The organism is Streptomyces diacarni (assembly GCF_003323715.1).
GTDB lineage: Bacteria > Actinomycetota > Actinomycetes > Streptomycetales > Streptomycetaceae > Streptomyces > Streptomyces diacarni.
In genome coordinates, this window is sequence record NZ_QOIN01000070.1 from 67,608 (window position 1) to 94,526 (window position 26,919).

The window sequence follows — 26,919 nt, forward strand, 5'->3', positions numbered from 1 at the left end:
CCGGGAGGCTAGTCCCCGCGACGTTGCGGATACGTTGCGAGCGCTGACGGTGTCCGGCATGCCGCCGCTCGTCACGCGCGGGTGTCCCGCCGCTCGTCATGCTGGCGTCCCGGCCCGTCACGCTCTACGGGCGGTCCCGACCGCGCCCGGTGCCAGCCCGTAGAGCGCGCTCAGTTCGCGCACCCTGGCCGCTGTACGCGCTGACGGGCGCAGGCCGTGCAGGGCCTCCCACACCTCAAGGTCGTCCTCCGCGCCCGCGGTGCACAGCCACCGCTCCAGCAGCCCTGGTTCGGCGCCGGACAGCAGGTGGCGGCGGAGTCGGTTCTCCAGCAGCCGGCGGAGCCGCACCACTCCGGGGGCCTCGGAGGCGGGCAGCAGCGGACCCGTGTAGGCGTCGAGCGCCGCGGCGGGATCGTCCGCGGCCAGCGCCTCGCCCACGGCGTCGTAGTCGGTGTACGGGCGGTGCCGTAACCGGTAGGGGCGGGAGGCCAGCAGCGGTCCGAGCAGCTGCCGCAGCCGGGAGAGTTCGGCGCGCAGGGTGACGGGGTTGACGTCGCGTTCCCCGTACAGCTCGCGGGCGAGCGCCTCACCGGTCAGCCCGTCGGGGTGCGCGGCGAGCAGCAGCAGGATCTCGCTGTGCCGCCGCCCGAGCCGCAGACTGCCCGCCCCGGGGCGGTGGAGGCGGGCCTCGTCGCGGCCGAGAACGGCGAGCAGGCCGCCGTCGGGTGGCGTGCCGGCGTCATCCGGGCCCGGGCCCAGCGCGGCGAGACGGGCCTCGGCGGCCCGCGCCGTGGCCTGGACGAGGGCGAGGCTGTGCGGAGAGGCGAGGTGGTCGCCGCCCGTGAGGTCGACGGCGCCGACGACGCGCCCGGTGCGCGGGTCGTGCACGGGTGCGGCCGCGCACGTCCAGGCCTGTACGGGGCGGCAGTAGTGCTCGGCGGCGAAGATCTGCACGGCGTGGTCGACGGCGAGCGCCGTGCCGGGCGCGTTGGTGCCGCTGGCGCGCTCGGCCCACTGGGAGCCGGGGACGAAGTTCATCCGCTCGGCCCGGCGCAGCACTTGGGGGTGGCCCTCGACCCAGAGCATGGTGCCGCGCTCGTCGCAGACGGACAGCAGGTGGGCGCCGTCGTCGGCGATGGTGCCCAGCAGCTCGCGGAAGAGCGGCATCGCGCGGGCCAGGGGGTGACGTTCGCGGCGCAGGGCGAGGCCCGCGTCGTCCACCTCGACACCGGCCATGCTCTCGGGAGCCAGCCGCGCCCCGGCGCAGCGCCGCCACGAGTCGGCCACCACCTCGCGTACGGGCGCGTCGACGGTACCGCCGGTCAGGAACGTCTCGTGGGCGCGGCGCAGGGCTCCGGCCCGCTGGGCCGCGTCCGCTCCCGCCTCGAGCGCCAGCCATGGATTGCGCACCCCGTCATCGTGCAGCGGGCGCAGCCGGCGGGCAACGCCCCGGACGAGTCGGGCCGGCAGCCACGGGCGCGGGGCGCGTCCGGGGTGTCATACGGGATGCGGGGGGCGCGCGGGGTGTCGGATCCGCCCCGGCCTGGTACCCATCCGGCATGCCGGAACACGAGCCCCTCACCGAGCGTGAGGCCGACGGGCTGGACGCGCACTGGCGCGCCCTGAACTACCTGTCGGCCTGCCAGCTCTACCTGCGCGCCAACCCGCTGCTGAGCGAGCCGCTGCGCCCCGAGCACATCAAGCCGAGGCTGCTGGGCCACTGGGGCACCTGCCCGGGGCTGACCCTGCTCTACACCCACCTCAACCGGCTGATCCGCACCCGCGGCCGCCGCACGCTGGGGGTGTGGGGTCCTGGCCACGGGGCCGCGGCGGTGCTCTCGGGCGCCTGGCTGGAGGGCACCTACTCTCAGCTGCGCCCCGACGTGCCGCGCGACGAGGAGGGCATGCACAGGCTGTTCGCGGAGTTCTCGCAGCCGGGTGGGGTCCCCAGTCACACGGCGCCGAGTGTGCCGGGATCGATCCAGGAGGGCGGGGAGCTCGGGTACGCGCTGGCGCACGCCTTCGGCGCGGCGTTCGACAATCCCGACCTGCTGGTGTGCGCGGTCGTGGGAGACGGCGAGGCGGAGACGGGTCCGCTGGCAGGATCGTGGCACGCGAACAAGTTCCTGGACCCGGTGCACGACGGCGCCGTGCTCCCGGTTCTGCATCTGAACGGGTACAAGATCGCCAACCCGACGGTCCTGGCCCGGCTGCCCGAGGACGAACTGGAAGCGCTGATGCGCGGCTACGGCTACGACCCGCTGTTCGTCACCGCGGACCCGGACACCCCGCCCGCGCAGGCGCACCGCGCGCTGGCCGGCGCGCTCGATTCGGCGATGGAGCGGATCGACGCCATCCAGCGTGCGGCCCGCGAGGGCGGTGGCGGTGCGGCCCGTGAGGGCGGTGACGGTGCGCGGGCCAGGCCGCGCTGGCCGATGCTGGTGCTGCGCACTCCCAAGGGCTGGTCGGGGCCGCGGGAGCTGGACGGGGTCCCGGTGGAGGACACCTGGCGTGCGCACCAGGTGCCGCTGCCCGGGGTGCGGGACCATCCGGAACGGCTGCGGCAGCTGGAGCGGTGGCTCCGCTCCTACCGGCCCGAAGAGCTGTTCGACGAAGCGGGCAGGCCGCGCCCGCGGGTACTGGAGTGGGTACCCGAGGGCGACCTGCGCCTGGGCGCCGTCCCCGAGGCCAACGGCGGACGGCTGCTGCGCGAGCTGCCGCTGCCCGGCCTGGAGTCCTGCGCGGTGGCCGTCGAGCGGCCAGGCGCCTCCTCCCACGAGCCGACGCGCGAGCTGGGCTCCTTCCTGCGGGAGCTGCTGCGCGACACCGAGGAGCGGCGCGACTTCCGCCTGTTCGGGCCCGACGAGACGGACTCCAACCACCTGAGCGCCGTCTTCGACGCCACCGACCGCGGCTGGCAGGCGGAGCTGCTCCCCACCGACCAGCACCTGGGCCGCCACGGGCGCGTACTGGAGGTCCTGTCCGAACACCTGTGCCAGGGCTGGCTGGAGGGGTACGTCCTCACCGGCAGGAGTGGCATGTTCGCCTCCTACGAGGCGTTCACCAACCTCGTCTCCAGCATGGCCTCGCAACACGTGAAGTGGGTGCACAGCGCCCGCGAGGTCCCCTGGCGCCGCCCCGTCGCCGCCCTCAACTACCTGCTCACCTCGCACGCCTGGCGCCAGGACCACAACGGCTTCTCCCACCAGGACCCGGGCTTCATCGACCACGTGCTCAACAAGAGCCCCGACGTGGTGCGCGTCTACCTGCCGCCGGACACCAACACCCTGCTGTGCGTCACCGACCACGCGCTGCGCACCCGCGACACCGTCAACGTGGTGGTGGCGGGCAAGCACCCCTGCTTCGACTGGCTCGACCTCGACGCGGCCCGCGACCACTGCGCGCGCGGCGTCGGCGTGTGGGAGTGGGCCGGAACCGAGCACGGCCGCAACGGGCCCGACGTGGTCCTCGCGTGCGCCGGTGACATCCCCACCCAGGAGACGCTGGCGGCCGCCTCACTGCTGCGCGAGTGGCTGCCCGAGGTGGCCGTGCGGGTGGTGAACGTGGTGGACATGGCGCGGCTCATGCGCCACCGCGACCATCCGCACGGCATGGCCGACACCGAGTTCGACGCTCTCTTCACCCGCGACAGGCCGGTCATCTTCGCCTACCACGGCTACCCGTGGCTGGTGCACCGCCTGGTCTACGGGCGCACCGTCCACCCGAAGCTCGCCGTGCGCGGCTACCGCGAGTCGGGGTCCACGACGACGCCGTTCGACATGGTGGTGCGCAACGACATGGACCGCTACCACCTGGTCATGGACGTGATCGACCGGACGGAGGGGCTGGGCGCGCGCGCCGCGACCGTACGGCAGCGCGCGGCCGACCTGCGCGAGCGCCACCACCGCTACATCCTCGAACACGGCGAGGACATGCCCGAGGTCACCGCATGGCGCTGGCCCGGCAGGTGACCCGACGCCCCGGCTCGGGGGCGGCCCACCACGGTGGGCCGCCCCCGAGACCGGCGTTCATACCTCGGCGTCCTCTCAGACCTCGACGTCCTCCAGGATGCCGAGCGCGTCGGGAACCAGCACGGCGGCGGAGAAGTAGGCGCTGACGAGGTAGGAGATCAGGGCCCGCTCGTCGACGCCCATGAAGCGGACGTTGAGCGAGGGCTGGATCTCGTCCGGCAGCCCCGTCTGATGCAGGCCGATGACTCCCTGGTCCTCCATCCCGGTGCGCATGGCCAGCACCGAGGTGGTGCCGTCCTCGCGCACCGGGATCTTGTCACAGGGCAGGATCGGGATGCCGCGCCAGGCGCGCGTCTTGACGCCCTCCACCTCGACCTGGTCGGGATAGAGCCCGTGCCTGCTGCACTCGCGGCCGATCGCGGCGATCGCCTTCGGGTGCGCCAGGATGTACCGGGTCTTGCGGCGGCGGGAGATCAGCTCGTCCATGTCGGCGGGCGTCGGCGGACCGCTGCGGGTGTGGATGCGCTGGGTCAGGTCGGCGTTGTGCAGCAGGCCGAACTCCCGGCTGTTGACCAGCTCGTGCTCCTGGCGCTCGCGCAGCGCCTCCACCGTCAGCCGCAGCTGCTCTTGGACCTGGTTCATCGGGTCGTTGTAGACGTCGGCGACCCTGCTGTGCACCCTCAGCACGGTCTGCGCGACCGACAGCTCGTACTCGCGGGGGTTCAGCTCGTAGTCGACGAAGGTGCCGGGCAGCGGTGCCTCCCCCGCGTGGCCCGAGGAGAGGGCGATGTCGGCCTCGCCGCGCCGGTTCTGTGCGGGCACGGCGCGGGAGAGCACGGCGTCGAGGTGGCTGCGCAGCGGCGGTGAGTTGTCCGCGGTCCGCTGGAAGGTGTCGCGGGGCAGCGCGAGCACGATGCAGCGCGTCCTGGCCCGCAGCGTGTGCTCCCAGGTGCCCGGGTCCGAGGTGAGGATCTGGTCGCCGGCGTGGTCACCGTCGGCGAGCACGCCCAGGTCGACCTCGTCGTCGTAGCGCCCCGCCGCGTGCTTGCCGACCCGGCCGTGTGCGATGAGCAGCAGCTCGTCGGCCGGCTCGCCATGGGTGGTGAGCGCGTCGCCCGCCGCGTACTCGCGCTGGGTGAAGCCGTCGGCGAGGGCCCGCAGGGTCGCCTCGTCATCGAGCCCGCGCAGCAGCGGGATCTCCCGCAGCTCCGAGGGGATGACCTGGACGTCGGCGCCGGTGGTCACGAACTCGATCCGGCCGTCGCCCAGGGTGTGGGTGAGGCGCCGGTTGACGCGGTAGCTGCCGCCCGTGGTCTCGGTCCAGGGCAGGACGCGCAACAGCCAGCGCGGGGAGATCCCCTGCATCTGCGGGGGCGTCTTGGTGGTGCCGGCGAGATTGCGTGCCGCCGCCGTGGCGAGGCTGGAGGGGGTCTGCTGCTGGGTCTCTTCGGGGTGCGTGGTCATCTGTCCCCAGTTTCTGGTGCTTCCTGGTACCTGTTTCCGGATTTCCTGGCGGCTGCGTCAGCCGCCCGCCTCAGTGCCCGATTTCCACGTCCTCCAGCATTCCGAGGGCGTCGGGAACCAGCACGGCGGCGGAGTAGTAGGCGCTCACCAGATAGGACATGACGGCCTTCTCGTTGATACCCATGAAGCGAACCGAAAGGCTCGGGCTGTATTCGTCGGGGATTCCCGTCTGGTGGAGTCCCACGACGCCCTGGGCCTTTTCTCCGGTGCGCATGGCCAGGACGGAAGTGGTGCCCTGCGGGCTGACCGGGATCTTGTTGCAGGGCAGGATCGGCACGCCGCGCCAGGCGGGCACCGAGTGGCCCTCGTAGTCGACGGACCGCGGGTAGACGCCGCGGGCGCTGGCCTCGCGGCCGAAGGCGGCGATCGCCTTCGGGTGCGCCAGGATGACGCTGGGGTCCTTCCAGACGGTGGCCAGCAGCTCGTCGAGGTCGTCGGGGGTGGGCGGGCCGGAGCGGGTGTGGACGCGCTGCTTCATGTCCACGTTGTGCAGGAGTCCGACCCCGCTGTTGTTGATCAGCTCGTGCTCCTGGCGCTCGCGCAGCGCCTCCACCGTCAGCCGCAGCTGCTCCTCGAGCTGGTTCATCGGGTGGTTGTAGAGGTCGGCGACGCGGGTGTGGACCCGCAGCACGGTCTGGGCGACCTCCAGGTCGTACTCGCGGGGCTTGAGTTCGTAGTCGACGAAGGTGCCGGGCAGAGCGTGCTCGCCGACGTGCCCGGAGGCCAGCTCGATGGCGGACTCGCCGTTCTCCGTGCGCTGGGAGGGGATCAGCGACCCGGAGGCGCTCAGGTGGGCGCGGAGCGAGTCGGAGTCGGCGAGGACGGAGTCGAAGGCGCCGCGCTCCAGGGTGAGGACCGTGCCGCTGGTCAGCGACGTCAGGGTGTGGTCCCAGGTGCCCGCCTCGCCGGTCAGCCGGTCGTCGCCGTCGAACTCGCCGTCCGCCAGGACACCCTGGGTGCTCTCCCCGTCGTACCGCCCGCGGGTGGACTTGCGCAGCTTGCCGTGGGCGATCAGCACCAGCCGGTCGGCGGCCTCGCCCTCGCGCACGATCACTTCGCCCGGGCCGAAGTCGCGCTGCTCGCAGCGGGCGGCGAGGGCTTCGAGGGTCGGCAGGTCGTCGTAGCCGCGCAGCATGGGCAGCTCGGACAGCTCCAGGGGGATCACCCGCACGTCGGACCCTGTGGAGACGAACTCCACGCGCCCGTCACCGAGGGTGTGGCTGAGCCGCCGGTTGACCCGGAAGGTGCCGCCGGTGACCTGGACCCAGGGCAGGACCCGCAGCAGCCACCGGGAGCTGATGCCCTGCATCTGCGGGGGTGTCTTCGTGGTGGTCGCGAGATTCCGTGCCGCCGCCGTGGCAAGGCTCTGCTGCGCCGCTTCCGCGCTCTCGCTTCCGGAATTACGCTCCGCCGCAGTCGTCATCCGACACCGCCAATCTCAGTGATCATCTGGTAATTCACGCGCTGCGGCCATGAAGCTAAGTGAGCCGCGCGAGATGCGGCAATCACTCAAAAGATGCACGAGCACGTCGAATGTCGCGACAACGACCGGGGTATGGCGGGCCGCCGAGGCGTATCCTCATCCACCGAGCGTGATGAAAGTGCCACTGTGATCACTCTGCGCAACACGTGTGTCGGTGCCCGCCGCCCGCCCGGCCCCGCAAACTCACCAGGACGTGCGGGGGCGCGTGGGGGCGCGCGGACGGCGGATCCGCGCCCGCCGTCCGCCCGCGGCGGATCGCTCAGTAAACTCGGCGGATCACGAGGGGATCCGAGGAGCTCACGGCCCTCGGGCGCAGCGCGCCCCGACCCGTCCCCGTGCGGCCGTCTCGACCAGGCGGCTGCGCGGACACGCGGCGCCCCGTGCAACCCGGCCGCCCGGCCGCCGCACCCCGGCGAACGGGCGCGGACCGGCCGCGCGGAGCACCCCGGTCCCTCTCGTGCGGGTACCGCGCCCGTCGAGAGAGCTGACGGACGGCGAGAAGGGGGTGTGCGGCGGTGCTGACGATCGTCGGTCTGTGGCGCTGGCGTGGGAACGCGCTGGCCCGCCGCAGCGACCGCCGCGAAGCCTGGCTGTCCCTGTGGGCGGCGGTGCTGATGGTCGTGGGGGTCCCGCTGGTGGGCTGGGCCGCGCAGGAGGCCACGCACGACGCGATGCTGCGCACGGCGCACGAGCAGCAGCGCGACCGCCGGCGCACGTGGGCGACGGCCCAGCACGTCATCGTCCGCCCGCCGCTGGACTCGGAGACGGAGACGGCGGCGGGTCAGCAGCCGAACCGCAACCAGGTCACCGCCCGCTGGGCGGGGCCCGACGGCTCCTCCCACACGGGCACCCTCGTGCTGCGCACCCCGGTCAGACCCGGCAGCCGCTTCCTGGTGTGGACCGACCGGCACGGCCGGCTCACCTCCCGCCCGATGAGCCCGCGCGGCGCCGCCTCGCACGCGCTCCTCGCGGGGCTGGGCGCCGCCGCGCTCACCGCCGCCGTGCTGGAGGCCGGGCGGCGGGCCGCCATCCGGCTGGCGCTGCGACGCCGGTACGCGCGCTGGGACGAGGAGTGGGGCCGCATCGGCCCCGACTGGGGACGTACCGGCAACAGCAGTTGAGTTCTGTACGGGTCACTCGCCCGTACCCGTCAACCCGGAGTACCGGCGCACGCTACGGTGGTGCGACCAGCACGGACGGCGCACTCCGCGATCCGTGCGAGGGACAACGCATCTTGCATCGCACGAGGTTGGGGCACAGCACTCCATGGCACAGGGCTCGGTCCAGGTGACGCACGGCGGCACGTCGCGTTGGCGGCGGCGCACGGGCGAGTACGCGTCGTTGTCGGCGGCGCTGGAGGCCGCGAGTGACGGTGACGTCCTCACCGTGGCGCCCGGCACCTACCGGGAGAACCTCGTCATCGAGCGCACGGTGACCCTGCGCGGGCCCGAGAGGTCGGGCGGCGGCCCGGTCCGCATCGCGCCCGCCGACGGGGTGGCGCTGACGCTGCGCTCCGCCGCCCTCGTCCAGGACCTCCAGATCGAGGGCCAGGACTCCGCCGTTCCCGCCGTGCTGGTCGAGGACGCGGCGCCCGAGTTGGCCGGGCTGCGGGTGATGACCCGTTCGGCGGCCGGCATCGAGGTGCGCGGCGGCGCCCGCCCCACCGTGCGGCGCTGCACGGTGGACAACCCGGCGGGGCTCGGGCTGAGCATCATGGGCGCGGCGAGCGGCAGTTACGAGGAGTGCGAGGTGGTGGCGGCCGGGCAGTCCGGTGTGCTCGTGCGCGACGGCGCGCGGCCGCGACTGGCGCACTGCCGGGTGCACCTGGCCTCGGGCGCCGGCATCACGCTCCAGGGCGAGGGCAGCACGCTGGAGGCGGTCGGCTGCGAGGTGTACGAGATCAAGGGCAGTGGTGTGCGGGTGGCGTCGCGCGCCAGCGGCCACTTCACCGACTGCCGGGTGCACCGCACCTCGGCGGACGGCGTCACCCTGGACACCGACGCCGTGGTCACCCTCGCCGACTGCGACATCCACGACATCCCCGAGAACGCCGTCGATCTGCGCTCCCGTTCGGTGCTGACGCTGACGCGTTCCACCGTGCGGCGCTTCGGCCGCAACGGTCTGTCGGTGTGGGACCCGGGCACCCGCGTGGACGCCAACGGCTGCGAGATACACGAGAGCACCGGCGACTATCCGGCGGTGTGGGTCAGCGACGGCGCCACCGCCGTCCTGGACACCTGCCGGGTGCACACGGTGCCCGACGCGCTGTTCGTCCTCGACCGCGGCTCGCGCGCCGACGTGCTCGACAGCGATCTGTCCCAGGTACGCGGCACCGCGGTCTCGGTCAGCGACGGGGCCGTCGTCCAGCTGGACGACTCGCGCATCAGCAAGGCGGGCACCGGCGCCTGGTTCCGCGACCACGGCAGCGGCGGGGTGCTCAGCGGCTGCACGGTCGACGAGACCGCGACCGGCGTCATCGTCACCAAGGGCGCCGATCCGACGGTGGAGCGCTGCACGGTGAGCGGCGCCGCTGAAGCCGGTTTCTACGTTTCGGCCGAGGGGCGGGGCACCTTCCACAACTGCCGGGTGACCGGCTCGCGCGGCTACGGCTTCCACGTCATCGACGGGTGCCGTACGACGCTGCGGCGCTGCCGCACGGAGCGGTGCACGCGCGGCGGTTACGAGTTCGCGGAGGAGGGCCCGACCGTCGAGGACTGCACCAGCGACGAGAGCGCGGCGCCCGTGGCACCGCTCGCCGCACCCGCCGTCGGCACCGCCCCCTCGGCCGCTCAGGGCACACCGGGGCTGCTGACCGCCACGGTCACCGTGCCGCGGCAGCGCACGGCGAGCCCGCGCACCGAAGCCGCACCGGCCGGTGACGAGAGCGCCGCCGCTGAGCAACCCGAGGAGGAGGCGCGCGCTCCCAAGGAGGTGCTGGGCGAACTCGACGCGCTGGTCGGGCTGGAGGGCGTCAAGCGCGAGGTCCGCGCGCTGACCGACATGATCGAGGTCGGCCGCAGGCGGCAGGCGGCGGGTCTCAAGGCGGCCTCCGCGCGGCGGCATCTGGTCTTCACCGGCTCCCCCGGCACCGGCAAGACGACGGTGGCCCGGCTCTACGGCGAGATCCTGCGCTCCCTCGGTGTGCTGCGGCGCGGCCACCTGAAGGAGGTCTCGCGTGTCGATCTGGTGGGCGAGCACATCGGTTCCACGGCGATCCGCACCCAGGAGGCGTTCGAGAAGGCCAAGGGCGGTGTGCTGTTCATCGACGAGGCGTACGCGCTGGCGCCCCAGGACGCGGGCCGCGACTTCGGCAGGGAGGCCATCGACACGCTCGTGAAGCTGATGGAGGACCACCGGGACGACGTGGTGGTGATCGTCGCGGGCTACACCACCGAGATGGAGCACTTCCTGGCCTCCAACCCGGGTGTGGCCTCCCGTTTCTCGCGCACGATCTCCTTCGGCGACTACGCGCCCGAGGAGCTGCTGCTGATCGTCGAACAGCAGGCGGACGAGCACGAGTACGACCTGAGCGAGGGTGCCCGCCAGGCGCTGCTGCGCTACTTCGCGCGGCTGCCCAAGGGGCCCTCGTTCGGCAACGGGCGCACGGCGCGGCAGACGTTCGAGGCGATGGTCGAGCGGCACGCGGGCCGGGTCGCGCAGCTGCCGGACCCGACCACCGAGGACCTGACCCTGCTCTACCCGGAGGACCTGCCCCGCTCCGCCTGAGCGTGCGGCCGGCCCGGTTCCGGGTCCGCCACGGGATCGGGCTGGCGCGGTATGCCCGTACCGCGCGCGTACCCCGCGCCGTCGCTCGGCGTGCTCCTCGGCTTCTCGGCGGTGTGCGCGGAGCGCTCCTTGAGGCGGGCGAGCAGCCCGGCACGCTCCTGTTCGAAGGCCGGGTCGGCCTGGTAGTCGCTGTGGGCCAGGATCGGCTCGGGCAGCGGCAGCGCGGGGGTGCGGCCGTAGGCGAGGGGGTCCAGCAGCGGGCCGCGGTCGACGCCCCGGCACGTGGCGGGCGGTCCGGACTCGGGGGTCTCGGCCCGCTCGGGCCGTACCGGCCCGCCGATCGGGTCGGTGAGCCGCCACAGGTTGCGCCAGCACTCCAGGTCGCCGTGGAGCGCGCCGAGCCGTGCGGGCCCGAAGTAGGCGGGGAACCAGCGCCCGTAGAGGCGTTCGAGGGGCGAGCCGTAGGTGAGCAGGGCGATCTGGCGGCGCGTGCCCGGATCGAGTTGCCAGACGGCCGCTGCCGCCAGCACGCTGCCCTGCGAGTGGCCTGAGATCACCAGGCGCCGGGTGGGCTGCCGGTCGGTCCACAGCGCCATCCGCCAGGCGAGGTCGGGCACCGCGCGCTCCGCGTAGCACGGAGGTGCGAAGGGGTGGGCGCAGCGCGGCCAGAAGGTGCCCACGTCCCACAGGATGCCGACGGTGCGGCGCGCCGAGGGGTCCTTGTAGGCGCGGCGCCCCCAGGTGAGCAGGAGGACGAAGCCGAAGCCGATCAGCCAGGATCCGAGGGCCTGCACGGTGTCGGCGAAACCGGCCACGACGGCGGGTGCGCCCTCGGTCGCCTCGCCCGGTACCTGGCCGGTCGTCAGCGTGCCGAGCACGGCGGCGCCACCGAGGACGAGAGTGGCCACGGCGACGGTCGCGGCGAGCCAGGCCGCCTCGTCGGTGAGGCCGGCCCGCGCGATGGCGGCGGCGATCCTGCCCGAGCGCGTCGGGTCGGGCACGCAGCCGGGGTAGCCGGCCGTGACGTCGTCGGTGAACCGCCGCGCGTCGCGCCAGACGCGGTAGGCGAACCAGCAGACCAGCAGCAGTACGAGCGTGAGCAGCACGGGGATGACGGAGGCCTGCCAGGTGAGGATCGTGGGCGGGCCGCCGATGTGGCCGTCGCCCTCGCCGGGCGTGCCGGGCCCGTCCAGCCAGTCGCCGACCCGCTGGGAGACTCCGCCGGACAGCAGCCCGCCGAGTGCGCAGGCCAGCATGGCGACGGCCGCCGAGGCCAGTCCGGCGAGCGCGGTGCGCGGCAGGCGGGTGGTGCGGTGCAGCCGCAGGCTCAGCGCGCCGAGCGCGAGGACGAGCGTGCCCTGGAGCACCGCGAGGACGCTGAAGGTCTCGTCGCCCGGGAGGGTGCCGCCCGAGGTCCAGCCCGGGCGGCTCCAGCCGCTGTGCACGACGGCGAGCACCAGCACGCCGACGGAGGCGCCGGGCAGTACCCGCACGGTGAGGCTGTCGATACGGTCGTCCGGCTCGCTCTCCTTGCGTCCCCTGCGGCCCACGACGAAGAGCACGCACAGGCCGCCCGCCACCACCAGGCTCTCCAACGCCCAGCCCACCGCGTCCAGTGCCGCGCTGCCACCCGGCCTGCGGTCCTGCCGGGTGGTGGCGGCGGTCAGCGCGGCGGCGACAGTGAGGAAACCGGCCGCGGTGTGCGCGGCGCGCAGCCGGGCGACGAGCCGCTTGCCGTACCAGAATCCGGGCAGGGACAGCGGTGGGCGCCCTTCGGCGGCGGGGTCGTCCTCGGGGACGGGGCGCTCCAGCGGGGGCTGGGACTCGTACGCGCTCCACGTGCGGTGCGAGAGCCACCACAGCAGCACGGTGAGTCCCGCGGGCAGTACCGCGGCGAGAGCGAGTCTGCGCCCCGGCTGGCTCCACCAGCCGCCGTGGCCCGCGGACGCGTCGGGGGCCATGAAGGCGAGCCAGGAGCGGTCGCGGGCGCACGCGCTGCTTCCCGCGCACTGCCAGGCGATCAGGTCCAGCGCGACCTCGCAGGCGGCGGCGACCAGCAGCACGGTCAGCGAGAGCGCGGTCAGCCGCACGAGGAGTCCGTGGGCGCGCTCGGTGGTGCGGCGGCCGCGGGAGGCGGGCCTGGTCCAGTGTGCGAGGTTGACGACCATGAAGGGCAGCAGCATCAGCCACAGGGCACGGGCTCCGTTGCCCGAGGTGAGGTTGGACCAGCAGTACGCCTCGCGCACCGGTGCGTCCGCGTAGTCCTCGGGGTGTGCCTCGGCGTCCTCGTCCTCGGTGCGGCGGTACACGGCCGCCGTGCGGTCCCCGGTGACGCGTACGGTGCGTGGGTCGCCGAGCATCTCGGACGGCGTCGTTCCCCCGACACCGTGGACGAGCAGTTCCAGCGAGAGGCCGCCCGCCTGGTCCGCGGGCGGGTCTGTGTGGTGTGACGGCACTGTGCTTCTTCCCCCGGATCCCCCGAACGGTGTGTCAGCTGTGCGGACGTCCGCGCACAGGACAGCATCACCGCCGAGCGGCCCCTGTGCCACCCCCTCAGGGGTGAAGGTGGCGTGCGGAGTGCCGGTTCCCGGCCTGAGCGTGCCTGTTGCGCACGTGGGAGGATGACCCCCGTCAGGGGCCTCCCCACAGCCTCGACGGTGCGGGTCACACCAGGCGGGAACGGAACGGAGAAGGGCAGTGAGCGACAACCAGAACCTCCTCGCCGAGCAGCGGCGTGCGCTGATCCTGGAGGAGGTACGGCGCAGGGGTGGGGCGCGGGTCAACGAGTTGACCAGGAAGCTGTCCGTCTCCGACATGACGGTGCGGCGGGATCTGGACGCGCTGGCACAGCAGGGCGCGCTGGAGAAGGTGCACGGGGGCGCGGTGCCGGTCGCCGAGGCGAGCACGCACGAGCCGGGGTTCGAGGCCAAGTCCTCGCTGGAGTTGAGCGCGAAGGAGGACATCGCCCGCGCGGCGGCCACCATGGCGCAGCCCGGCAGCGCGATCGCCCTGTCCGGGGGGACGACGACGTTCGCGCTGGCGCGGCATCTGGTGGACGTGCCGAATCTGACGGTCGTGACGAACTCGGTGCGGGTCGCCGATGTCTTCCACGCCGCGCAGCGCTCCGGCGGCGGCCAGGGTTCCGGGAGCCGTCCCGGCGCCGCCACGGTGGTGCTGACGGGCGGGGTGCGCACGCCGTCCGACTCGCTGGTGGGGTCCGTGGCGGACGCGGCGATCCGCTCGCTCCACTTCGACGCGCTGTTCCTGGGTGTGCACGGGATATCGGCGGAGGCGGGGCTCTCGACGCCGAACCTGGCCGAAGCCGAGACCAACCGGCACTTCGTGGGCTCGGCGCGCCGGGTGATCGTCGTCGCCGACCACACCAAGTGGGGCACGGTGGGCCTGAGTTCCTTCGCCTCGCTGGACCAGGTGGACACGCTGGTGACGGACGGCGGGCTGCCGTCCGAGGCGCGCGCGGAGATGCAGGAGAGGCTGCCTGAGCTGATGGTGGCCGGCGAACAGGAGGCGCGGGAGACGGGGCCCGAGGAGCCGGACGCACTCCAGGTCTAGTGCCCCGAGAGGTGCGGGACGCGTCCCGGTGGGCGGGTGGGGGCACGTCGGGGGTGCCGGGGCCGCGGCTACGCTGGGGACTTCCGTACACCTGTCCGCTCCTTGGGGGTCGCCCGTATGGCTCGTCAACTTCGCTCCGTCGAACTCGACTTCGCCGACACCGCGCCGCTGCGGCTCTCCTTCGTCGCCGACGTGGCGGCACCGGCCGAGACGGTGTACGCGGCGCTGGCCGACGACGTGACGGCGTGGCCGTGCTGGTTCACGGCGGTCACCGAGGTGCGGCCGACGCAGGGCGGCTCCGGGCGCGCTGTCCGGTTGAAGGGCGGCGGCTTCTTCGACGAGACGATCGTGGCGGCCCACCGCGCCCAGCGCTACGCCTACCGCATCGACCGCACCAGCGCACCCGGCATACGGGCGATGATGGAGGACTGGGAGCTGCGGCTCTCCCCCGCGGGCAGCACGCGGGTGCGCTGGACGATGGCCGTGGACGGTACGCCGGTGCTGCACGCGGCGCTGCGCCTGGGCAGGCCGGGCATCAGGGCCTCGTTCAGGGACGCGATGCGGAAGCTGGAGGGCCGGCTGCGCGCCTGAGGGAGGGATACGGTGCGGATCGGCCCGGGTGCGGGGGGACATCGCGGTCCACCTAGAGTGGTGATCATGTCTCGGTCAATGTTCCTCCCGCACCTCGTTTCCCACCGGCAGTCGGCCCCGATCCCCTCCCCCCGCAGGAAGAGGACCCTGCTCGCGGCCGTCGGCATCGGCACGGTCCTCGCGCTGAGCGGGTGCGACGACGACGGCAAGACCGCGGACAAGGACACCGGCGCCGCCGGCTCGAAGGCCCCCTCTGGTGACGCCTCCTCCGCCGCCCCGTCGAGCCCGTCGGCCGACGAGCCGCTGCACTCGGGGTGGCAGACGCAGTCCATGCCCAAGCACCACTTCCGCTACGACGTGCCGGGCAAGACCGCGGAGTGGAAGGTGCTCGACAAGGGCACGGCCCTCTCCTACACGGGGAAGGACGGCAAGCCGATCGTCGTCATGACCGGAACCGCGAACTACCGCGAGGGCGGCTGCGCGTCGAGCCCCAACCCGGACGCGATCGGTGCGGCGGGCAAGGGACAGCTCGCCACCGTCGGCACCACGGGCGGCGGCAAGGACGGCACCCTGCAGGAGAACGCGCGCAACTGGGCGGGCAACTGGGGCTTCGCCGCGTACGGCGGCGAGGACCACAAGCCGAAGATCAAGGTGAGCAAGGCCGAGCCCTACCGGCACGGCGGCATCGAGGGCTACACCGCGACCGCCGAGGTCACCGTCACCCACCGGCCGAGTTCGTGTGTGCCGCCGAAGGCCGTCGTGCACAGCATCGCCCAGAAGCTCCCCGACGGCACCATGCACGGGTGGGTGATCTACGCGGACCAGGGGGTGCCGCACGCGCTGAAGGACGCCGACATCAAGAAGATCATGGACACCGTCCGGCCCACGAGCGGCTGACGCGCGTTCGGGCGGGCGGGCGCGGCCCACCCCTGGGGTGCACGCCCGCTCCTCCCCGCGCTTCACGGCCACCCCCGCGTGGTCAGACCCACTCCCCCGTGGTCAAGAAGCGCTCCAGGGTGCGGGTGTAGGGGGCGATGTCCAGTCCCTGCCCGGCCAGCCAGGCGTCGGAGTAGTACTTGTCGAGGTAGCGCTCGCCCGGATCGCACAACAGCGTGACCACGCTGCCGCTTTCACCGCGGGCCAGCATCTCGGCCACGATGAGCAGGCTGCTCCACAGGCCGGTCCCACTCGAGCCGCCCGCCTTGCGGCCCAGCGCCCTCTCCAGCATCCGCACGGCGGCCACGCTGGCGGCGTCCGGGACCTTCATCATCCGGTCGATGGCGCCGGGCACGAAGCTCGGCTCCATCCGGGGGCGGCCGATGCCCTCGATGCGGGAGCCCGCCTCGGTGGTGACGTCGGGGTCGCGGCGGGTCCAGCCGTCGAAGAAGCAGGAGTTCTCGGGGTCGGGGACGCACACCCGGGTGTCGTACTGCATGTAGCGGATGTAGCGCGCGAAGGTGGCGGAGGTGCCCCCGGTGCCCGCCGTGGTCACGATCCAGGCCGGTTCCGGGTGCCGCTCCGTGCACAACTGCTGGTAGACGGACATGGCGATGTTGTTGTTGCCGCGCCAGTCGGTGGCCCGTTCGGCGTAGGTGAACTGGTCCATGAAGTGGCCGCCGCTGTCGGCGGCGAGCCGGGCGGAGACCTCGTACACCGTCCGCGGGTCGTCCACCAGATGGCACGTGCCGCCCTGGAACTCGATCAGCCGGGTCTTCTCGCGGCTGGTCGTGCGGGGCATCACCGCGATGAACGGCACCCCGATCAGCTTGGCGAAGTAGGCCTCGCTCACCGCCGTGGAGCCGCTGGAGGCCTCGATGACGGGCCGTCCGGGGCTGATCCAGCCGTTGCAGAGCGCGTAGAGGAACAGCGAGCGTGCCAGCCGGTGTTTGAGGCTGCCCGTGGGGTGGGTCGACTCGTCCTTGAGGTAGAGGTCGATGTCCCACTCCTCGGGGAGCGGGAAGGAGAGCAGGTGCGTGTCGGCGCTGCGGCCGCTCTCGGCCCGCAGCTTGCGCACTGCTTCCTTGAGCCACGCGCGGCGGTCGGTGTCGCTGCGGTCCACGTCCTGGGTGGGGAGGTCGGGGACGGGAGGGGCGGGTTCGGTGGCGCTCACGGAGTCGATCATAGAGGCGGGCTGATAGACGGAGGCGGACCTGGGCATGCTCCTGGCAAGGGGTGGGCCTTCCGGGGGTGTGTGCGCACTGTTCGGGGGTACCTCCGCGGGATGACCCGGTGGGAGGCGGTGTGTCGTGGTGGATCCGGAGTTCGACGCGACCGGCGTGGGGATACGGCGGATGCTTCGCTCACTCACCCGGGCCGGCCACGTGCTGGTGCGGGACGGCGAGCTGGTGCTGATGACCAGCTACGGGAGTGAGATCGACAGCGCGCCGGTGGACGAGGTACGCATCAGCGGCTACGGACTGCGCGATCAGGCGCTGGCGACGCTGCGCGGCCGTCGCTATGTCCTGCGGCTGGGCCTCAGACACCGCGAGGGCCTGCTGTCGGCGGTGCGGACGGCCCGGGCGAAGTCCGCGGCCGAGCGCGGCGTACTCGGCACCTGACGCGGACGGTAGCCACTCCGTCGCTCCGCGTTGCGGGCCTGTCCTCCGGACCGCATGCTGACCCTGTAACGCACGTGCACACACGTCACATGTGGTGGTCCGGCCCCGCCCTCTTTCGGGGCAGGCCTGAAGCAGGCAGGGAGTCGCGTCGTGATCAGTCCATCGAGCAGCACGACCGAGCACACCACCCCGGCCCCGGGGCGGCACTGCGCCGTGGAGTTCCAGGCGTTGCCCTCACGCATCGGCGAGGTGCGCGGCATCGTCTCCGCCCAGCTGTACCACTGGGGCCTGGAGACCCTCGTCGACACCGCGAGCCTCGGCCTGACCGAGTTGCTGACCAACGTCCTCAAGCATGCGGCGTGCGACGAGGCGGTGGGCGAGAACCCCGCCCCGGCCGGCAAACACTGCACGGTCGAGCTCTCGTTCGTCTGGAACCGTCTGACGGTCTCGGTCCGCGACCACGACCCGCGGCTGCCGCACGCCGCCCGCGGCGCCGGGGCGCGGCGGGAAGAGTTGTCCACGCACGGGCGGGGGCTCGCGCTGGTCGCGGCGATCAGCGAGAGCTGGGGGGTACGTACCCAGCACGACGGTTCGGGCAAGACCGTCTGGTTCGCGCTGCCCGCGCCCTCGCGGAAGGCGGCTCCCCGCCGCCGCTCCAGTACGGGGACGGAGGGGGCGGGCAAGTCTTCGGAGTCAGGCCCTCACGCGGCGCGCGCCGCCGCCCCGGTGGAGCGGCGGCCACACACCTCCCCCGCGGCGGCCGTACCGACCCCCGCGGAGGCGGAGACGGCCCCCACGGGGTGAACCCCGCGGAATCGCGGCGCCCGGGCGGTGGCGGCGGCACGCTCATCGCCTGCCGCCTTGCGAGTCACCGTCCCCCTCGCTGAGGCTCGCCCTGAGCACGGAGGTGCGGCGCCAGTACTCGTCCTCGTCGATCTCTCCGCGGGCGAAGCGGCGGCCGAGCAGGCCGAGCGCGGTCTCGGTGGCGTGCGGAGTCCGGGGGCCGTGTGCTGTCCGCGGCTGCCAGGGGGCGCGGCGACCGCGCACTGCGGTGCGGCGCAGCAGGGTGATGCCGCCGGCCACGACGGCCGCCCAGAGCAGCGGGAAGAACAGGATCCAGGGGCCGGGGCCCCCGCCGTCGTGCCAGTGCGCCAGCAGGTCCATCTCTCTCAGCTCCTCCGTAGCGGGCCGTGGTGTGTGCTCGCTACCGAGGGTGCCCGCCGGAGGGCGGCTTGGTCGTCGTACGGCCGGCGGCGACGGAGGTACCTCGCGGGGAGTACGGGCTCCCGGTCGGCGCGGGGCCCACCGGGCGGCTCGTCTCGCGGCGCATGCACAGGCGGGGCCAGCGGTCGAGACCCGCGGCGGCCTCGTCGGCGCGGATCTGCCGCAGCCCGGGGGTGAGGTCGCCCGCGGCGAGGGCCCGGAAGCCCAGGCGCGCGTAGTAGGGCGCGTTCCAGGGCACGTCGGCGAAGGTGGTGAGGGTGAGGGCGGGTATCCCGCCGGCGGCCGCCCTGGCGGCCAGCTCGTCGAGGAGGGCGCGGCCGATACCGCGGCGGGCGCTGTCGGGGTGCACGGAGATCTGTTCGATGTGCAGGCAGCCGTCGACGGGTTCGGTCAGCGCGTAGGCGACGGGCCGGCTCCCGGGCTCGGGGGTGACGACCCACAGTCCGCCGGAGCGCGCGTAGCTGCCCAGCGACTCCAGCGTGGGCGGCTCGTCGTCGGCGATCTCGTCCATGCCGATGTCGCGGAACCAGCGCCCCGCCGCCCGTTCGATCTCCTGGAGTACGTCGAGTTCGCGGGCGCGTCCCGCTTCGATCCGCATGGGTTCATCCTCCCAGCGCACCGATCGGATCGTCGAGAACGGGCTGCCAGGCCAGTTCGGCGGCGCCGACCAGCGAGCTGTGCTCCAGCGCGCTGGGCAGTACGGGCACGCTGCCGCTGCGGCCCCACAGGCTGCGGTCGGCGACGACGCCGCGCAGCCGCTCCCCGTCGGCCTCGACGAGGGCGCGGTGCAGTCCGGCCAGCACGATGCGGTCGGGGTTGAGGATGTTGACCAGCCCCGCGAGTCCGAGGCCGAGCCGGTCGACGAGCCGCCCCGCCGCCGCGCGTACCCGGGCGTCGGTGGCGTACTCGGTGCGGATCAGTTCGCCTGCCTGGGCCAGCAGCGAGTCGCGGTCGGACGGGGTGCGTCCGGCGGCGGCGAAGAGGGCGGCCGGGTCGGTCTCCACGTCCAGACAGCCGCGGCTGCCGCAGTGGCACGGGCGGCCGCCGGGGTCCACGGTCAGGTGGCCGACCTCCAGGGCGAGGCCCGAACTGCCGGTGTGCAGGCGGCCGTCGAGCACCAGGGCGCCGCCCACGCCGTGGTGTCCTGTGCCGACGACGAGCAGGTGTCCGGCTCCGCGTCCCGCGCCGTGCCGGTACTCGGCGAGGGCCGCCACGTTGAGGTCGTTGGCGGCGAAGCCGGTGACCGGTGGGCCGCCCGCCGCGTGCGTGATGCCGGCCTCGGCGAGGGAGGCGCTGAAGGTGTCGCGCACGGGGGCGCCCGCCTGCCAGGCCAGGTGCAGGGGGTTGAGCGCGGTCCCCTCGGGTTCGGCGACGGCGGAGGGCACCGCGAGTCCGGCGCCGACGCACCGCCGCCCGGTGTCGCTCAGCAACTGGGCGCCCGTTCGGACGACTTCGCTGATGACCTGTGCCGGGTCGGCGTCCACGGTGCCGCAGCCGGGCGCGGTGGCCACCAGGTGCCCGCCGAGGCCGACGAGGGCGGCGCGGTAGCCGTCCGCGTGGATCTGGGCGGCCAGCGCCACCGGGCCGCGCGGGTTGACGGCCAGCCGGTGGGAGGGGCGGCCCTGGGTGCCGACCGGTGCCGTGGGGTGGGGGTCGACGGTGATGAGCCCGAGGGTTTCGAGTTCACTCGCGACGGCTCCCGCTGTCGCCCGGGTCACGCCGAGTTCGGCGGTGAGCACCGCGCGGGTGGGCGCCTGCCCGGTGTGGACCAGCTCCAGCGCGGGTCCGAGTGCCGAACGCCCTCGCTCCAGCCTTGTTGTACGCGTCTGGGTCACGCCTCTATTCTCTCTTTGTGCCGACACTGAACAAAATACGGTCGGCGCTCGCCGGTGCAACGGGGCACCGCGGTCGTCCATCCGCCGCCTCCCCTCGCCCGGACCTGCGCCGCTTCCGCATCACTCTGACAGTCTTCTTCGCTCTCGACGGCTTCCTCTTCGCCGGTTGGGTCGTCCGCATCCCCGCCGTCAAGGCACAGACCGGCGCGTCGTCCAGCGCGCTCGGCCTCGCCCTGCTCGGCGTCTCAGCGGGCGCCGTGGCCACCATGATGCTCACAGGGAGACTCTGTTCGCGCTTGGGCAGCCAACCCGTCGTGCTCGTCTGCGGGCTGCTGCTGCCGCTGAGCGTCGCCCTCCCGCCCCTCACCCGCTCGGCGCTCGCCCTCGGCCTGGTGCTGCTCGTCTTCGGCGCCGCGTACGGAGGCATGAGCGTCGCCCTCAACAGCGCGGCCGTCGACCTGATCGCCGCGCTGCGCCGCCCCGTGATGCCCGGCTTCCACGCCGCGTTCAGCCTCGGCGGGATGCTCGGCGCGGGCCTGGGCGGCCTGGTCGCGGGGCGGCTGAGCCCGACCCGGCACCTACTGCTGCTCGCCGCCGCCGGGCTGCTGCTCGCGCTCCTCTTCGCCCGGCCGCTGCTGCGCTTCCCCCTCGAACCCGCGCGGCGCGAGCCGGACGGCGCCGAGACGACGGGCGGCACCGCACGGGCGCCCGGGCGCGCGCGATGGCTGGTCGCCGTCCTGGGCCTGATCGCCCTGTGCACGGCGTACGGTGAGGGCGCTCTGGCCGACTGGAGCGCCCTGCACCTGGCCGACGACCTGTCAGCGGGCGCCGGGTTGGCCGCCGCCGGGTACTCGGTGTTCGCCGGGGCGATGACGCTGGGGCGGCTGTCGGGGACGACCCTGGTCGAACGACTGGGCCCCGACCGGGTGTTGATCGCGGGCGGCGCCCTGGGCTGCTGCGGCATGCTGCTGGGCTCCCTGGCGCCCTCGGTGTGGCTCGCCCTGGCCGGGTTCGTGGTGACCGGGCTGGGTCTCGCGAACGTCTTCCCCATCGCCATCGGGCGCGCCGGGGACCTCGCGGGTCCCGGCGGCGTCGCCGCCGCCTCCACCTTCGGCTACGGCGGCATCCTCGTCGGCCCGGTGGCCATCGGCTTCCTGGCGGACTGGTTCTCGCTACCGACCGCGCTGCTGACGGTGGCCGTGCTCGCCGCGTTCGCCTCCCTCACGGCGTGGGCGACGCGGCGGGCGGTGCTCCCGCACGGCTGACCCGCCACCGCGCCCACCACAGCCGATGTGGCCAGATCCTTGCACTTGTCGGCCCTCCGGCCAATGGTGTGCGGGCCCACCGGCCAGCACAGTGGTCTCCATGAACGAGACCTGGACGCTGGATCGCACCTACGCCAGCCCCGCGGGCACCGTGCGCTGGACCGCGCTCGGCGACCCCGCGCTGCCGCCCGTCGTCCTGCTGCACGGCACCCCGTGGTCCTCCTTCGTATGGCGCGACACCGCCCGCGCACTGGCAGAGGACCACCACGTGTTCGTGTGGGACATGCCCGGTTACGGCACCTCGGCCAAGTACGAGGGCCAGGACGTCTCGCTGGACGCGCAGGGCCGGCTGTTCGCCGCGCTGCTGGAGCACTGGGGGCTGGAGCGGCCCGCCGTGGTGGCGCACGACTTCGGAGGCGCCGTCGCCCTGCGGGCCCACCTGCTGCACGGTGCGCGTTTCGCACGGCTCGCGCTGGTGGACGTGGTCGCGCTCGCCCCCTGGGGTTCGGGCGCCTACCGGCTGCTGGGCGAGCACGCCGAGGTGTTCGCCCAACTGCCGCCCGCCCTGCACGGCGCGCTGGTACGGGAGTACGTGGCCTCCGTCGGCGGGCCCGGGCTGCGCCAGGAGGTGATCGAGCGGCTGGCCGAGCCCTGGACGGGCGAGGAGGGGCAACCGGCGCTCTACCGGCAGATGGCGCAGAACGGGCAGCGCTGGACCGACGAGATCGAGCACCGCTACGGCGGCCTCGCGCTCCCCGTCCTCGTCTGCTGGGGCACCGAGGACGCCTGGATCCCCGTCGCACGCGGGCGGGCGCTGGCTGCGGCGATCCCCGGCGCCACGCTGCACCTGCTGGAGGGCGCCGGGCACCTCGTCCAGGAGGACGCGCCCGCCGAACTGGCGGCGGCGCTGGGCGCCTTCCTGCGGGCGGAGCGCCCGGGGGCCTCCGGCGCCGAGTCCGCCATTACCCATGGGTAACGCGCGTGGTAGCTTCGCCGCCATGGCAAACGTGCTCCGCACACCCGGCGGCCTGCGGCGGGCGCTGAACTGGTACCCGCCCTACCGGTTCACCGGCGTGCGCGTGCTGGAGGTCGCCGACGACTGGAGCAGGGCCCGGGTACGGCTGCGCCTGACCCGGTTCAACCGCAACTACTTCGGCACCCAGTTCGGCGGCTCGCTCTACTCGATGAGCGACCCCTTCTTCTGCCTGCTGGCGGTCAACAGGCTGGGGCGGGACTACGTGGTGTGGGACAAGGCGGCCGAGATCGAGTTCGTCTCCCCCGGGCGGGGCGACGTCTACGCCGACTTCCGGCTGACCGAGGACCGCGTGGAGGAGATCCGCGCGGCCACCGCGGACGGCTCCAAGGCGCTGCCGTGGTTCGAGTCCACCGTCACGGCCGCGGACGGCACCGTCGTCGCACGCGTCCGCAAACAGCTCTACGTGCGCCGCAAACGGGACACGTGACCGCTCGCGGGAGACGCGACCGCTCGCGGGACGTGTGGCCGCTCGGCCGCCGGGTGGGGCTCGGCTCAGCCCAGCCAGCCCGGGCGCACCAGTCCCGACTCGTAGGCGAGGACGACCAGTTGCGCGCGGTCGCGCGCGCCCAGCTTGACCATCGTGCGGCTCACGTGGGTCTTGGCCGTCAGCGGGGAGACGACCAGCCGGCGGGCGATCTCCTCGTTGGACAGCCCCAGGCCCACCAGCGCCATCACCTCCCGCTCCCGCTCGGTCAGGCGGGCCAGCTCCTCGGCCGCCGCGGGCTGCTTGGAGCGGGCGGCGAACTCCTCGATGAGGCGGCGGGTCACGCCGGGCGAGAGCAGCGCGTCCCCGTCGACGACCGCGCGCACCGCCCGTACCAGCTCCTCGGGTTCGGTGTCCTTGACCAGGAACCCGGAGGCCCCCGAGCGCAGCGCCTCGAAGACGTACTCGTCCAGCTCGAACGTGGTCAGCATGACGACCTTCACCGCCGCGAGCCGCGGGTCGCCGGTCAGGCGGCGGGTCGCGGCCAGGCCGTCGAGCACGGGCATCCGGATGTCCATCAGCACCAGGTCGACAGAGGTCTCCCGGACCAGCGCGACCGCCTCCTGGCCGTCAGCCGCCTCGCCCGCGACCTCGATGTCGGGCTGCGCGTCCAACAGCGCACGGAATCCGGCGCGGACGAGGACCTGGTCGTCGGCGAGAAGGACGCGGATCACGGTGTCTCCCTGTGGTTCTGCGGTGCGGCAGGGCGGTCACTGTAGCGGCGCGCCGCTCTGCGAGGGCGGCAGCGGGATCGTCGCCAGGACGCGGAAGCCACCGCCTGGGCGCGGGCCCGCCTCGAGCGTGCCCCCGAAAGCCGCGGCCCGCTCGCGCATGCCCACCAGCCCGTTGCCACCGCCGGTCGGTCCCGTGCCGGTCGCCGGCCCCTCGTCGTCGACGAGCAGTTCCATGGCGGTGCTGCCGTAGCGGATGCGCACCAGCGCGGTGCGGGAGCCCGAGTGGCGCACGATGTTGGTGAGGGCCTCCTGGACGATGCGGAACGCCGCCAGGTCGGCGCCCGGCGGCGGCGGTACGGGCACCCCCTCCGTCTCGGTGGCGACCCGGAGCCCGGCGCGCGCGGCCTGCTCGGTCAGCTCGGCCAGCCGGTCGAGCCCGGGCGCGGGGGCGCGGGGCGCGTCACCCGGCGCACGGAGCGTGTCCAGGACCTGGCGCACCTCGCCCAGCGCCTCCTTGCTCGCGGCCTTGATCGTGGTGAGCGCGGTCCGCGCCTGTTCCGGTTCCGCGTCGAGGAGGGCGAGGCCCACCCCTGCCTGGATGTTGATGACGGAGATGCTGTGGGCCAGCACGTCGTGCAACTCGCGGGCGATGCGCAGCCGCTCCTCGCCGGCCCGCCGCTTCTCGGCCTCTTCCGCCTCGCGCTGCCTGCGCTCCCGTTCGGCGCGGCGCACCCGGGCCAGCTCACCCGCCGTGCACAGCGCCACCATCCACACCAGCATGAACAGGTCCGCGCCCCAGGACGACCCCGGCGGATCGCCACCGGGCGGCAGCAGGCGGGAGAAGGCGTGGGCCACCAGCAGGTTGCCCAGCCACAGGACCCCGAGGGCGGACCAGGTCACATACCGGCACCCCTCCACGAGCGCGGCGAAGCCCGCGACGACGACGCTGAGCAGGATCGGACCGTAGGGGTAGCCGGCCGCCAGATACGCCAGCGTCACCGCCGACGTCCCGCACACCGCACAGCGCGGGTAGCGGTACCGGACCAGCAGCAGGAGCGGCCCCAGCGTCAGCAGGAGGCGGGCGGCCCCGTCGGGACCGACCACGTCGGCGGCCCGCTGATTGTGCGCGGCGAAACCCGTGCCGGCCTGCTGGATGACGAAGACGGCGACCGACGTCGCCCACGGAACGCGCCGCCGCGCCCAGGGCGGCGGAGCCGGGAGCTCTCCCGGCCGACGCCGCCACCGGGACCGCCGCGCCGGTCCCGCGCCCGCCACCGCGGCGGCGTCGCCGCCACCGGGAACAGGGGCGGCGCCGTCACCGAGGGCAGGCGCGGTGCCGTCACCGGAAGCCGCGGCGGAAGAAGGGGTGCTGGCCACGCCTCTCACGCTAGACGCGCCTCGCACGGTGCGTCGTCAGCCGGGCGCGGTGCTCGCGGCTACTCCCCGGGGAGTACGGGCTAGCGGGTGGCCGCGTGGGGCCGCCCGCTCGGTACGACGCACGGACCGGGTCAGGCCGAGGGGCGTCGCGCCGACTCGCCACCCGGCTCGTCACGGCCCTGCGAAGGCCGCTCACCGGCTCCGTCCGCGCGGTCGTCCTGCTCGGCGCCCTGCTGAGCGGCGGCCTCGGTGCCCTCCCCCACGTCCTCGGCCGTGTCGGAGCCGTCGCGTGCCGCCTCGGCCTCCCTGCGGTCGAACGTGTCCAGAACGCGGCGGGCGAGGGGGTGCACCCGGACGACCTCGGCCAGCGAGGTGGCGCCGCGGGTGAAGCGCGCGAAGACGTTCCAGGCGGGCCTGAAACCGGTCAGAGCAGCGTGGAAGAGGCCGGGGCGGCGGGCGAAGATCCGCAGCAGCCGCCGTCCGACGCCCATCTCGACGCCGAGGCCCGCCTTGACGGCGAACGCGTAGTTGAGGGCCTGCCGGCGCGCGTCCACCGCGTCGTGCGCCTCGGCGACGCGTACCGCCCACTCCCCCGCCAGCCGTCCGGAGCGCAGCGCGAAGGAGATGCCCTCGCGGGTCCAGGGCTCCAGCAGGCCGGCCGCGTCCCCGGCGACGAGGACCCGGCCGCGGGAGAGCGGTGAGTCGTCGGCGCGGCAGCGGGTCAGATGTCCCGAGGAGATACGGGGCTCGAATCCGGCGAGGCCGAGGCGGCCGACGAAGTCGTCCAGGTAGCGCTTGGTGGCCGCGCCGTCGCCGCGGGCGGAGATGACGCCGACGGTGAGGGTGTCCCCCTTGGGGAAGACCCAGCCGTAACTGCCCGGGAGCGGGCCCCAGTCCACCAGCGCCCGCCCGGCCCAGTCCTCGGCGACACTGTCGGGGACGGGGATCTCCGCTTCCAGACCGAGGTCGACCTGCTCCATCTTGACGCCCACGTGGGCACCTATCCGGCTCGCGCTGCCGTCCGCGCCGATCACCGCCCTGGCCAGGACCGGCTCGTCCTCGCCCGCCAGCACGACGGCGACCGTGCGGCGGTCGGGCACGGCGGGCCCGTGCTGCTCGACGCGGGAGACGGCGACACCGGTGCGCACCTCCGCGCCGGCCTTGACGGCCGCCTCCGCCAGTGCGTTGTCGAACTCGGGCCGGTTGACCAGGCCGAAGAGCATGCTGCGGGCGCGCCGGGTGCGGGCGAGCTTGCCGTTCAGGGTGAAGGTCACCGCGTGCACGCGGTCGCGCAACGGGAGGTCGAAGCCGGGCGGGAGCGAGTCCCTGGAGGGGCCGATGATGCCGCCGCCGCACGTCTTGTAGCGCGGCAGCTCGGCCTTCTCCACGAGCAGCACCTTGCGACCGGCGACGGCCGCCGCGTACGCGGCCGAGGCGCCCGCGGGCCCGGCGCCGACCACGACGACGTCCCAGACGGGGCGGTCCTGCCACCGGTCCCCCGCGGGCTCGACGTCCTCGTTCCCGGCTGCGTTCTCGCTGCTCACGATGTGCTGTGCTCCCGGTTGACCTCTGTTGACGGTATGGCCCACCGCATCCTACGG

At 73.8% G+C, this 26,919-nt stretch carries 22 protein-coding genes; 11 read left to right on the forward strand and 11 right to left on the reverse strand.

Annotated elements, in window-relative coordinates:
- Positions 1-117: 117 nt before the first annotated feature.
- On the reverse strand, positions 118-1,410 hold the full coding sequence (locus DTL70_RS31405) for a helix-turn-helix domain-containing protein (protein ID WP_114025417.1): 1,293 nt from the start codon (positions 1,408-1,410) through the stop codon (positions 118-120).
- A gap of 149 nt (positions 1,411-1,559) precedes the next feature.
- Here DTL70_RS31405 and DTL70_RS31410 point away from each other — a divergent pair, with 149 nt between their 5' ends.
- Positions 1,560-3,971 (forward strand): phosphoketolase family protein, encoded by a 2,412-nt coding sequence (locus DTL70_RS31410; RefSeq protein WP_114025418.1) that lies wholly within the window; start codon positions 1,560-1,562, stop codon positions 3,969-3,971.
- 75 nt (positions 3,972-4,046) lie between these two features.
- On the opposite strand, the gene DTL70_RS31415 is transcribed toward DTL70_RS31410, so the two are convergent.
- Together DTL70_RS31415 and DTL70_RS31420 are read right to left on the reverse strand one after the other, a co-directional pair.
- On the reverse strand, positions 4,047-5,435 hold the full coding sequence (locus DTL70_RS31415) for a family 2B encapsulin nanocompartment shell protein (RefSeq protein WP_114025419.1): 1,389 nt from the start codon (positions 5,433-5,435) through the stop codon (positions 4,047-4,049).
- A gap of 70 nt (positions 5,436-5,505) precedes the next feature.
- Positions 5,506-6,918, reverse strand: a complete 1,413-nt coding sequence (locus DTL70_RS31420) for a family 2B encapsulin nanocompartment shell protein (RefSeq protein ID WP_114025420.1) — start codon at positions 6,916-6,918, stop codon at positions 5,506-5,508.
- 575 nt (positions 6,919-7,493) lie between these two features.
- On the opposite strand from DTL70_RS31420, the gene DTL70_RS31425 reads away from it, so the two are divergent.
- Positions 7,494-8,099, forward strand: coding sequence for an Rv1733c family protein (locus DTL70_RS31425; RefSeq protein WP_114025421.1), 606 nt, complete (start codon positions 7,494-7,496; stop codon positions 8,097-8,099).
- Between the two features lie 145 nt (positions 8,100-8,244).
- On the forward strand, positions 8,245-10,704 hold the full coding sequence (locus tag DTL70_RS31430; protein WP_114025422.1) for a right-handed parallel beta-helix repeat-containing protein: 2,460 nt from the start codon (positions 8,245-8,247) through the stop codon (positions 10,702-10,704).
- Here the strand turns inward: DTL70_RS31430 and DTL70_RS31435 are convergent.
- Positions 10,674-13,064, reverse strand: coding sequence for a hypothetical protein (locus DTL70_RS31435; protein WP_425470428.1), 2,391 nt, complete (start codon positions 13,062-13,064; stop codon positions 10,674-10,676). The genes DTL70_RS31430 and DTL70_RS31435 overlap by 31 nt on opposite strands.
- A gap of 337 nt (positions 13,065-13,401) precedes the next feature.
- Between DTL70_RS31435 and DTL70_RS31440 the strand changes: the two genes are divergently transcribed.
- The 3 genes from DTL70_RS31440 to DTL70_RS31450 all read left to right on the forward strand — a co-directional run bounded on the left by DTL70_RS31440 (position 13,402) and on the right by DTL70_RS31450 (position 15,762).
- On the forward strand, positions 13,402-14,274 hold the full coding sequence (locus tag DTL70_RS31440) for a DeoR/GlpR family DNA-binding transcription regulator (protein WP_114025424.1): 873 nt from the start codon (positions 13,402-13,404) through the stop codon (positions 14,272-14,274).
- Between the two features lie 117 nt (positions 14,275-14,391).
- Positions 14,392-14,865: an SRPBCC family protein gene (locus tag DTL70_RS31445; RefSeq protein WP_114025425.1), complete on the forward strand. Its 474-nt coding sequence runs from the start codon at positions 14,392-14,394 to the stop codon at positions 14,863-14,865.
- Between the two features lie 66 nt (positions 14,866-14,931).
- On the forward strand, positions 14,932-15,762 hold the full coding sequence (locus DTL70_RS31450) for a DUF8017 domain-containing protein (protein WP_245980190.1): 831 nt from the start codon (positions 14,932-14,934) through the stop codon (positions 15,760-15,762).
- Between the two features lie 82 nt (positions 15,763-15,844).
- Here DTL70_RS31450 and DTL70_RS31455 read toward each other — a convergent pair whose 3' ends face one another.
- Positions 15,845-16,987 carry a PLP-dependent cysteine synthase family protein gene (locus DTL70_RS31455; protein WP_114025426.1) on the reverse strand — a complete coding sequence of 381 codons (1,143 nt, stop codon included), beginning with the start codon at positions 16,985-16,987 and terminating at the stop codon, positions 15,845-15,847.
- Positions 16,988-17,111: 124 nt separating this feature from the next.
- Between DTL70_RS31455 and DTL70_RS31460 the strand changes: the two genes are divergently transcribed.
- Together DTL70_RS31460 and DTL70_RS31465 are read left to right on the forward strand one after the other, a co-directional pair.
- Positions 17,112-17,423 carry a hypothetical protein gene (locus tag DTL70_RS31460; RefSeq protein ID WP_114025427.1) on the forward strand — a complete coding sequence of 104 codons (312 nt, stop codon included), beginning with the start codon at positions 17,112-17,114 and terminating at the stop codon, positions 17,421-17,423.
- A 150-nt stretch (positions 17,424-17,573) separates the two neighbouring features.
- Positions 17,574-18,227 (forward strand): ATP-binding protein, encoded by a 654-nt coding sequence (locus DTL70_RS31465; RefSeq protein WP_114025428.1) that lies wholly within the window; start codon positions 17,574-17,576, stop codon positions 18,225-18,227.
- A 42-nt stretch (positions 18,228-18,269) separates the two neighbouring features.
- Here DTL70_RS31465 and DTL70_RS31470 read toward each other — a convergent pair whose 3' ends face one another.
- From DTL70_RS31470 to DTL70_RS31480, 3 genes are read right to left on the reverse strand one after another with little or no spacing between them, the layout of a single operon-like run.
- The gene (locus DTL70_RS31470) at positions 18,270-18,587 is read right to left on the reverse strand and encodes an SHOCT domain-containing protein (RefSeq protein WP_114025429.1); all 318 of its coding nucleotides are present in this window, start codon (positions 18,585-18,587) and stop codon (positions 18,270-18,272) included.
- A gap of 40 nt (positions 18,588-18,627) precedes the next feature.
- Complete coding sequence (locus tag DTL70_RS31475) at positions 18,628-19,245, reverse strand: GNAT family N-acetyltransferase (protein WP_114025430.1); 618 nt, start codon at positions 19,243-19,245, stop codon at positions 18,628-18,630.
- 4 nt (positions 19,246-19,249) lie between these two features.
- On the reverse strand, positions 19,250-20,482 hold the full coding sequence (locus DTL70_RS31480) for an ROK family protein (RefSeq protein WP_114025431.1): 1,233 nt from the start codon (positions 20,480-20,482) through the stop codon (positions 19,250-19,252).
- A gap of 17 nt (positions 20,483-20,499) precedes the next feature.
- Between DTL70_RS31480 and DTL70_RS31485 the strand changes: the two genes are divergently transcribed.
- From DTL70_RS31485 to DTL70_RS31495, 3 genes are all read left to right on the forward strand, one after another.
- A complete protein-coding gene (locus DTL70_RS31485; RefSeq protein ID WP_114025432.1) occupies positions 20,500-21,747 on the forward strand; it encodes an MFS transporter in 1,248 nt (415 codons plus the stop codon).
- A 100-nt stretch (positions 21,748-21,847) separates the two neighbouring features.
- Complete coding sequence (locus tag DTL70_RS31490; RefSeq protein ID WP_114025433.1) at positions 21,848-22,723, forward strand: alpha/beta fold hydrolase; 876 nt, start codon at positions 21,848-21,850, stop codon at positions 22,721-22,723.
- A 22-nt stretch (positions 22,724-22,745) separates the two neighbouring features.
- Positions 22,746-23,210, forward strand: coding sequence for a DUF4442 domain-containing protein (locus DTL70_RS31495; RefSeq protein WP_114025434.1), 465 nt, complete (start codon positions 22,746-22,748; stop codon positions 23,208-23,210).
- A 65-nt stretch (positions 23,211-23,275) separates the two neighbouring features.
- On the opposite strand, the gene DTL70_RS31500 is transcribed toward DTL70_RS31495, so the two are convergent.
- From DTL70_RS31500 to DTL70_RS31510, 3 genes are all read right to left on the reverse strand, one after another.
- Positions 23,276-23,941 (reverse strand): response regulator transcription factor, encoded by a 666-nt coding sequence (locus tag DTL70_RS31500; RefSeq protein ID WP_114025435.1) that lies wholly within the window; start codon positions 23,939-23,941, stop codon positions 23,276-23,278.
- Positions 23,942-23,977: 36 nt separating this feature from the next.
- Complete coding sequence (locus DTL70_RS31505) at positions 23,978-25,318, reverse strand: sensor histidine kinase (protein ID WP_245980194.1); 1,341 nt, start codon at positions 25,316-25,318, stop codon at positions 23,978-23,980.
- A gap of 131 nt (positions 25,319-25,449) precedes the next feature.
- Positions 25,450-26,862: a geranylgeranyl reductase family protein gene (locus DTL70_RS31510; RefSeq protein WP_245980197.1), complete on the reverse strand. Its 1,413-nt coding sequence runs from the start codon at positions 26,860-26,862 to the stop codon at positions 25,450-25,452.
- Positions 26,863-26,919 lie beyond the last annotated feature (57 nt).

Coding starts and splice junctions, on each gene's coding strand:
- DTL70_RS31410 (WP_114025418.1), top strand. CDS start 1,560: ATGCCGGAACACGAGCCCCTCACCGAGCGTGAGGCCGACGGGCTGGAC.
- DTL70_RS31415 (WP_114025419.1), bottom strand. CDS start 5,435: ATGACCACGCACCCCGAAGAGACCCAGCAGCAGACCCCCTCCAGCCTC.
- DTL70_RS31420 (WP_114025420.1), bottom strand. CDS start 6,918: ATGACGACTGCGGCGGAGCGTAATTCCGGAAGCGAGAGCGCGGAAGCG.
- DTL70_RS31430 (WP_114025422.1), top strand. CDS start 8,245: ATGGCACAGGGCTCGGTCCAGGTGACGCACGGCGGCACGTCGCGTTGG.
- DTL70_RS31435 (WP_425470428.1), bottom strand. CDS start 13,064: ATGCTCGGCGACCCACGCACCGTACGCGTCACCGGGGACCGCACGGCG.
- DTL70_RS31445 (WP_114025425.1), top strand. CDS start 14,392: ATGGCTCGTCAACTTCGCTCCGTCGAACTCGACTTCGCCGACACCGCG.
- DTL70_RS31450 (WP_245980190.1), top strand. CDS start 14,932: ATGTCTCGGTCAATGTTCCTCCCGCACCTCGTTTCCCACCGGCAGTCG.
- DTL70_RS31455 (WP_114025426.1), bottom strand. CDS start 16,987: ATGATCGACTCCGTGAGCGCCACCGAACCCGCCCCTCCCGTCCCCGAC.
- DTL70_RS31470 (WP_114025429.1), bottom strand. CDS start 18,587: ATGGACCTGCTGGCGCACTGGCACGACGGCGGGGGCCCCGGCCCCTGG.
- DTL70_RS31475 (WP_114025430.1), bottom strand. CDS start 19,245: ATGCGGATCGAAGCGGGACGCGCCCGCGAACTCGACGTACTCCAGGAG.
- DTL70_RS31490 (WP_114025433.1), top strand. CDS start 21,848: ATGAACGAGACCTGGACGCTGGATCGCACCTACGCCAGCCCCGCGGGC.
- DTL70_RS31495 (WP_114025434.1), top strand. CDS start 22,746: ATGGCAAACGTGCTCCGCACACCCGGCGGCCTGCGGCGGGCGCTGAAC.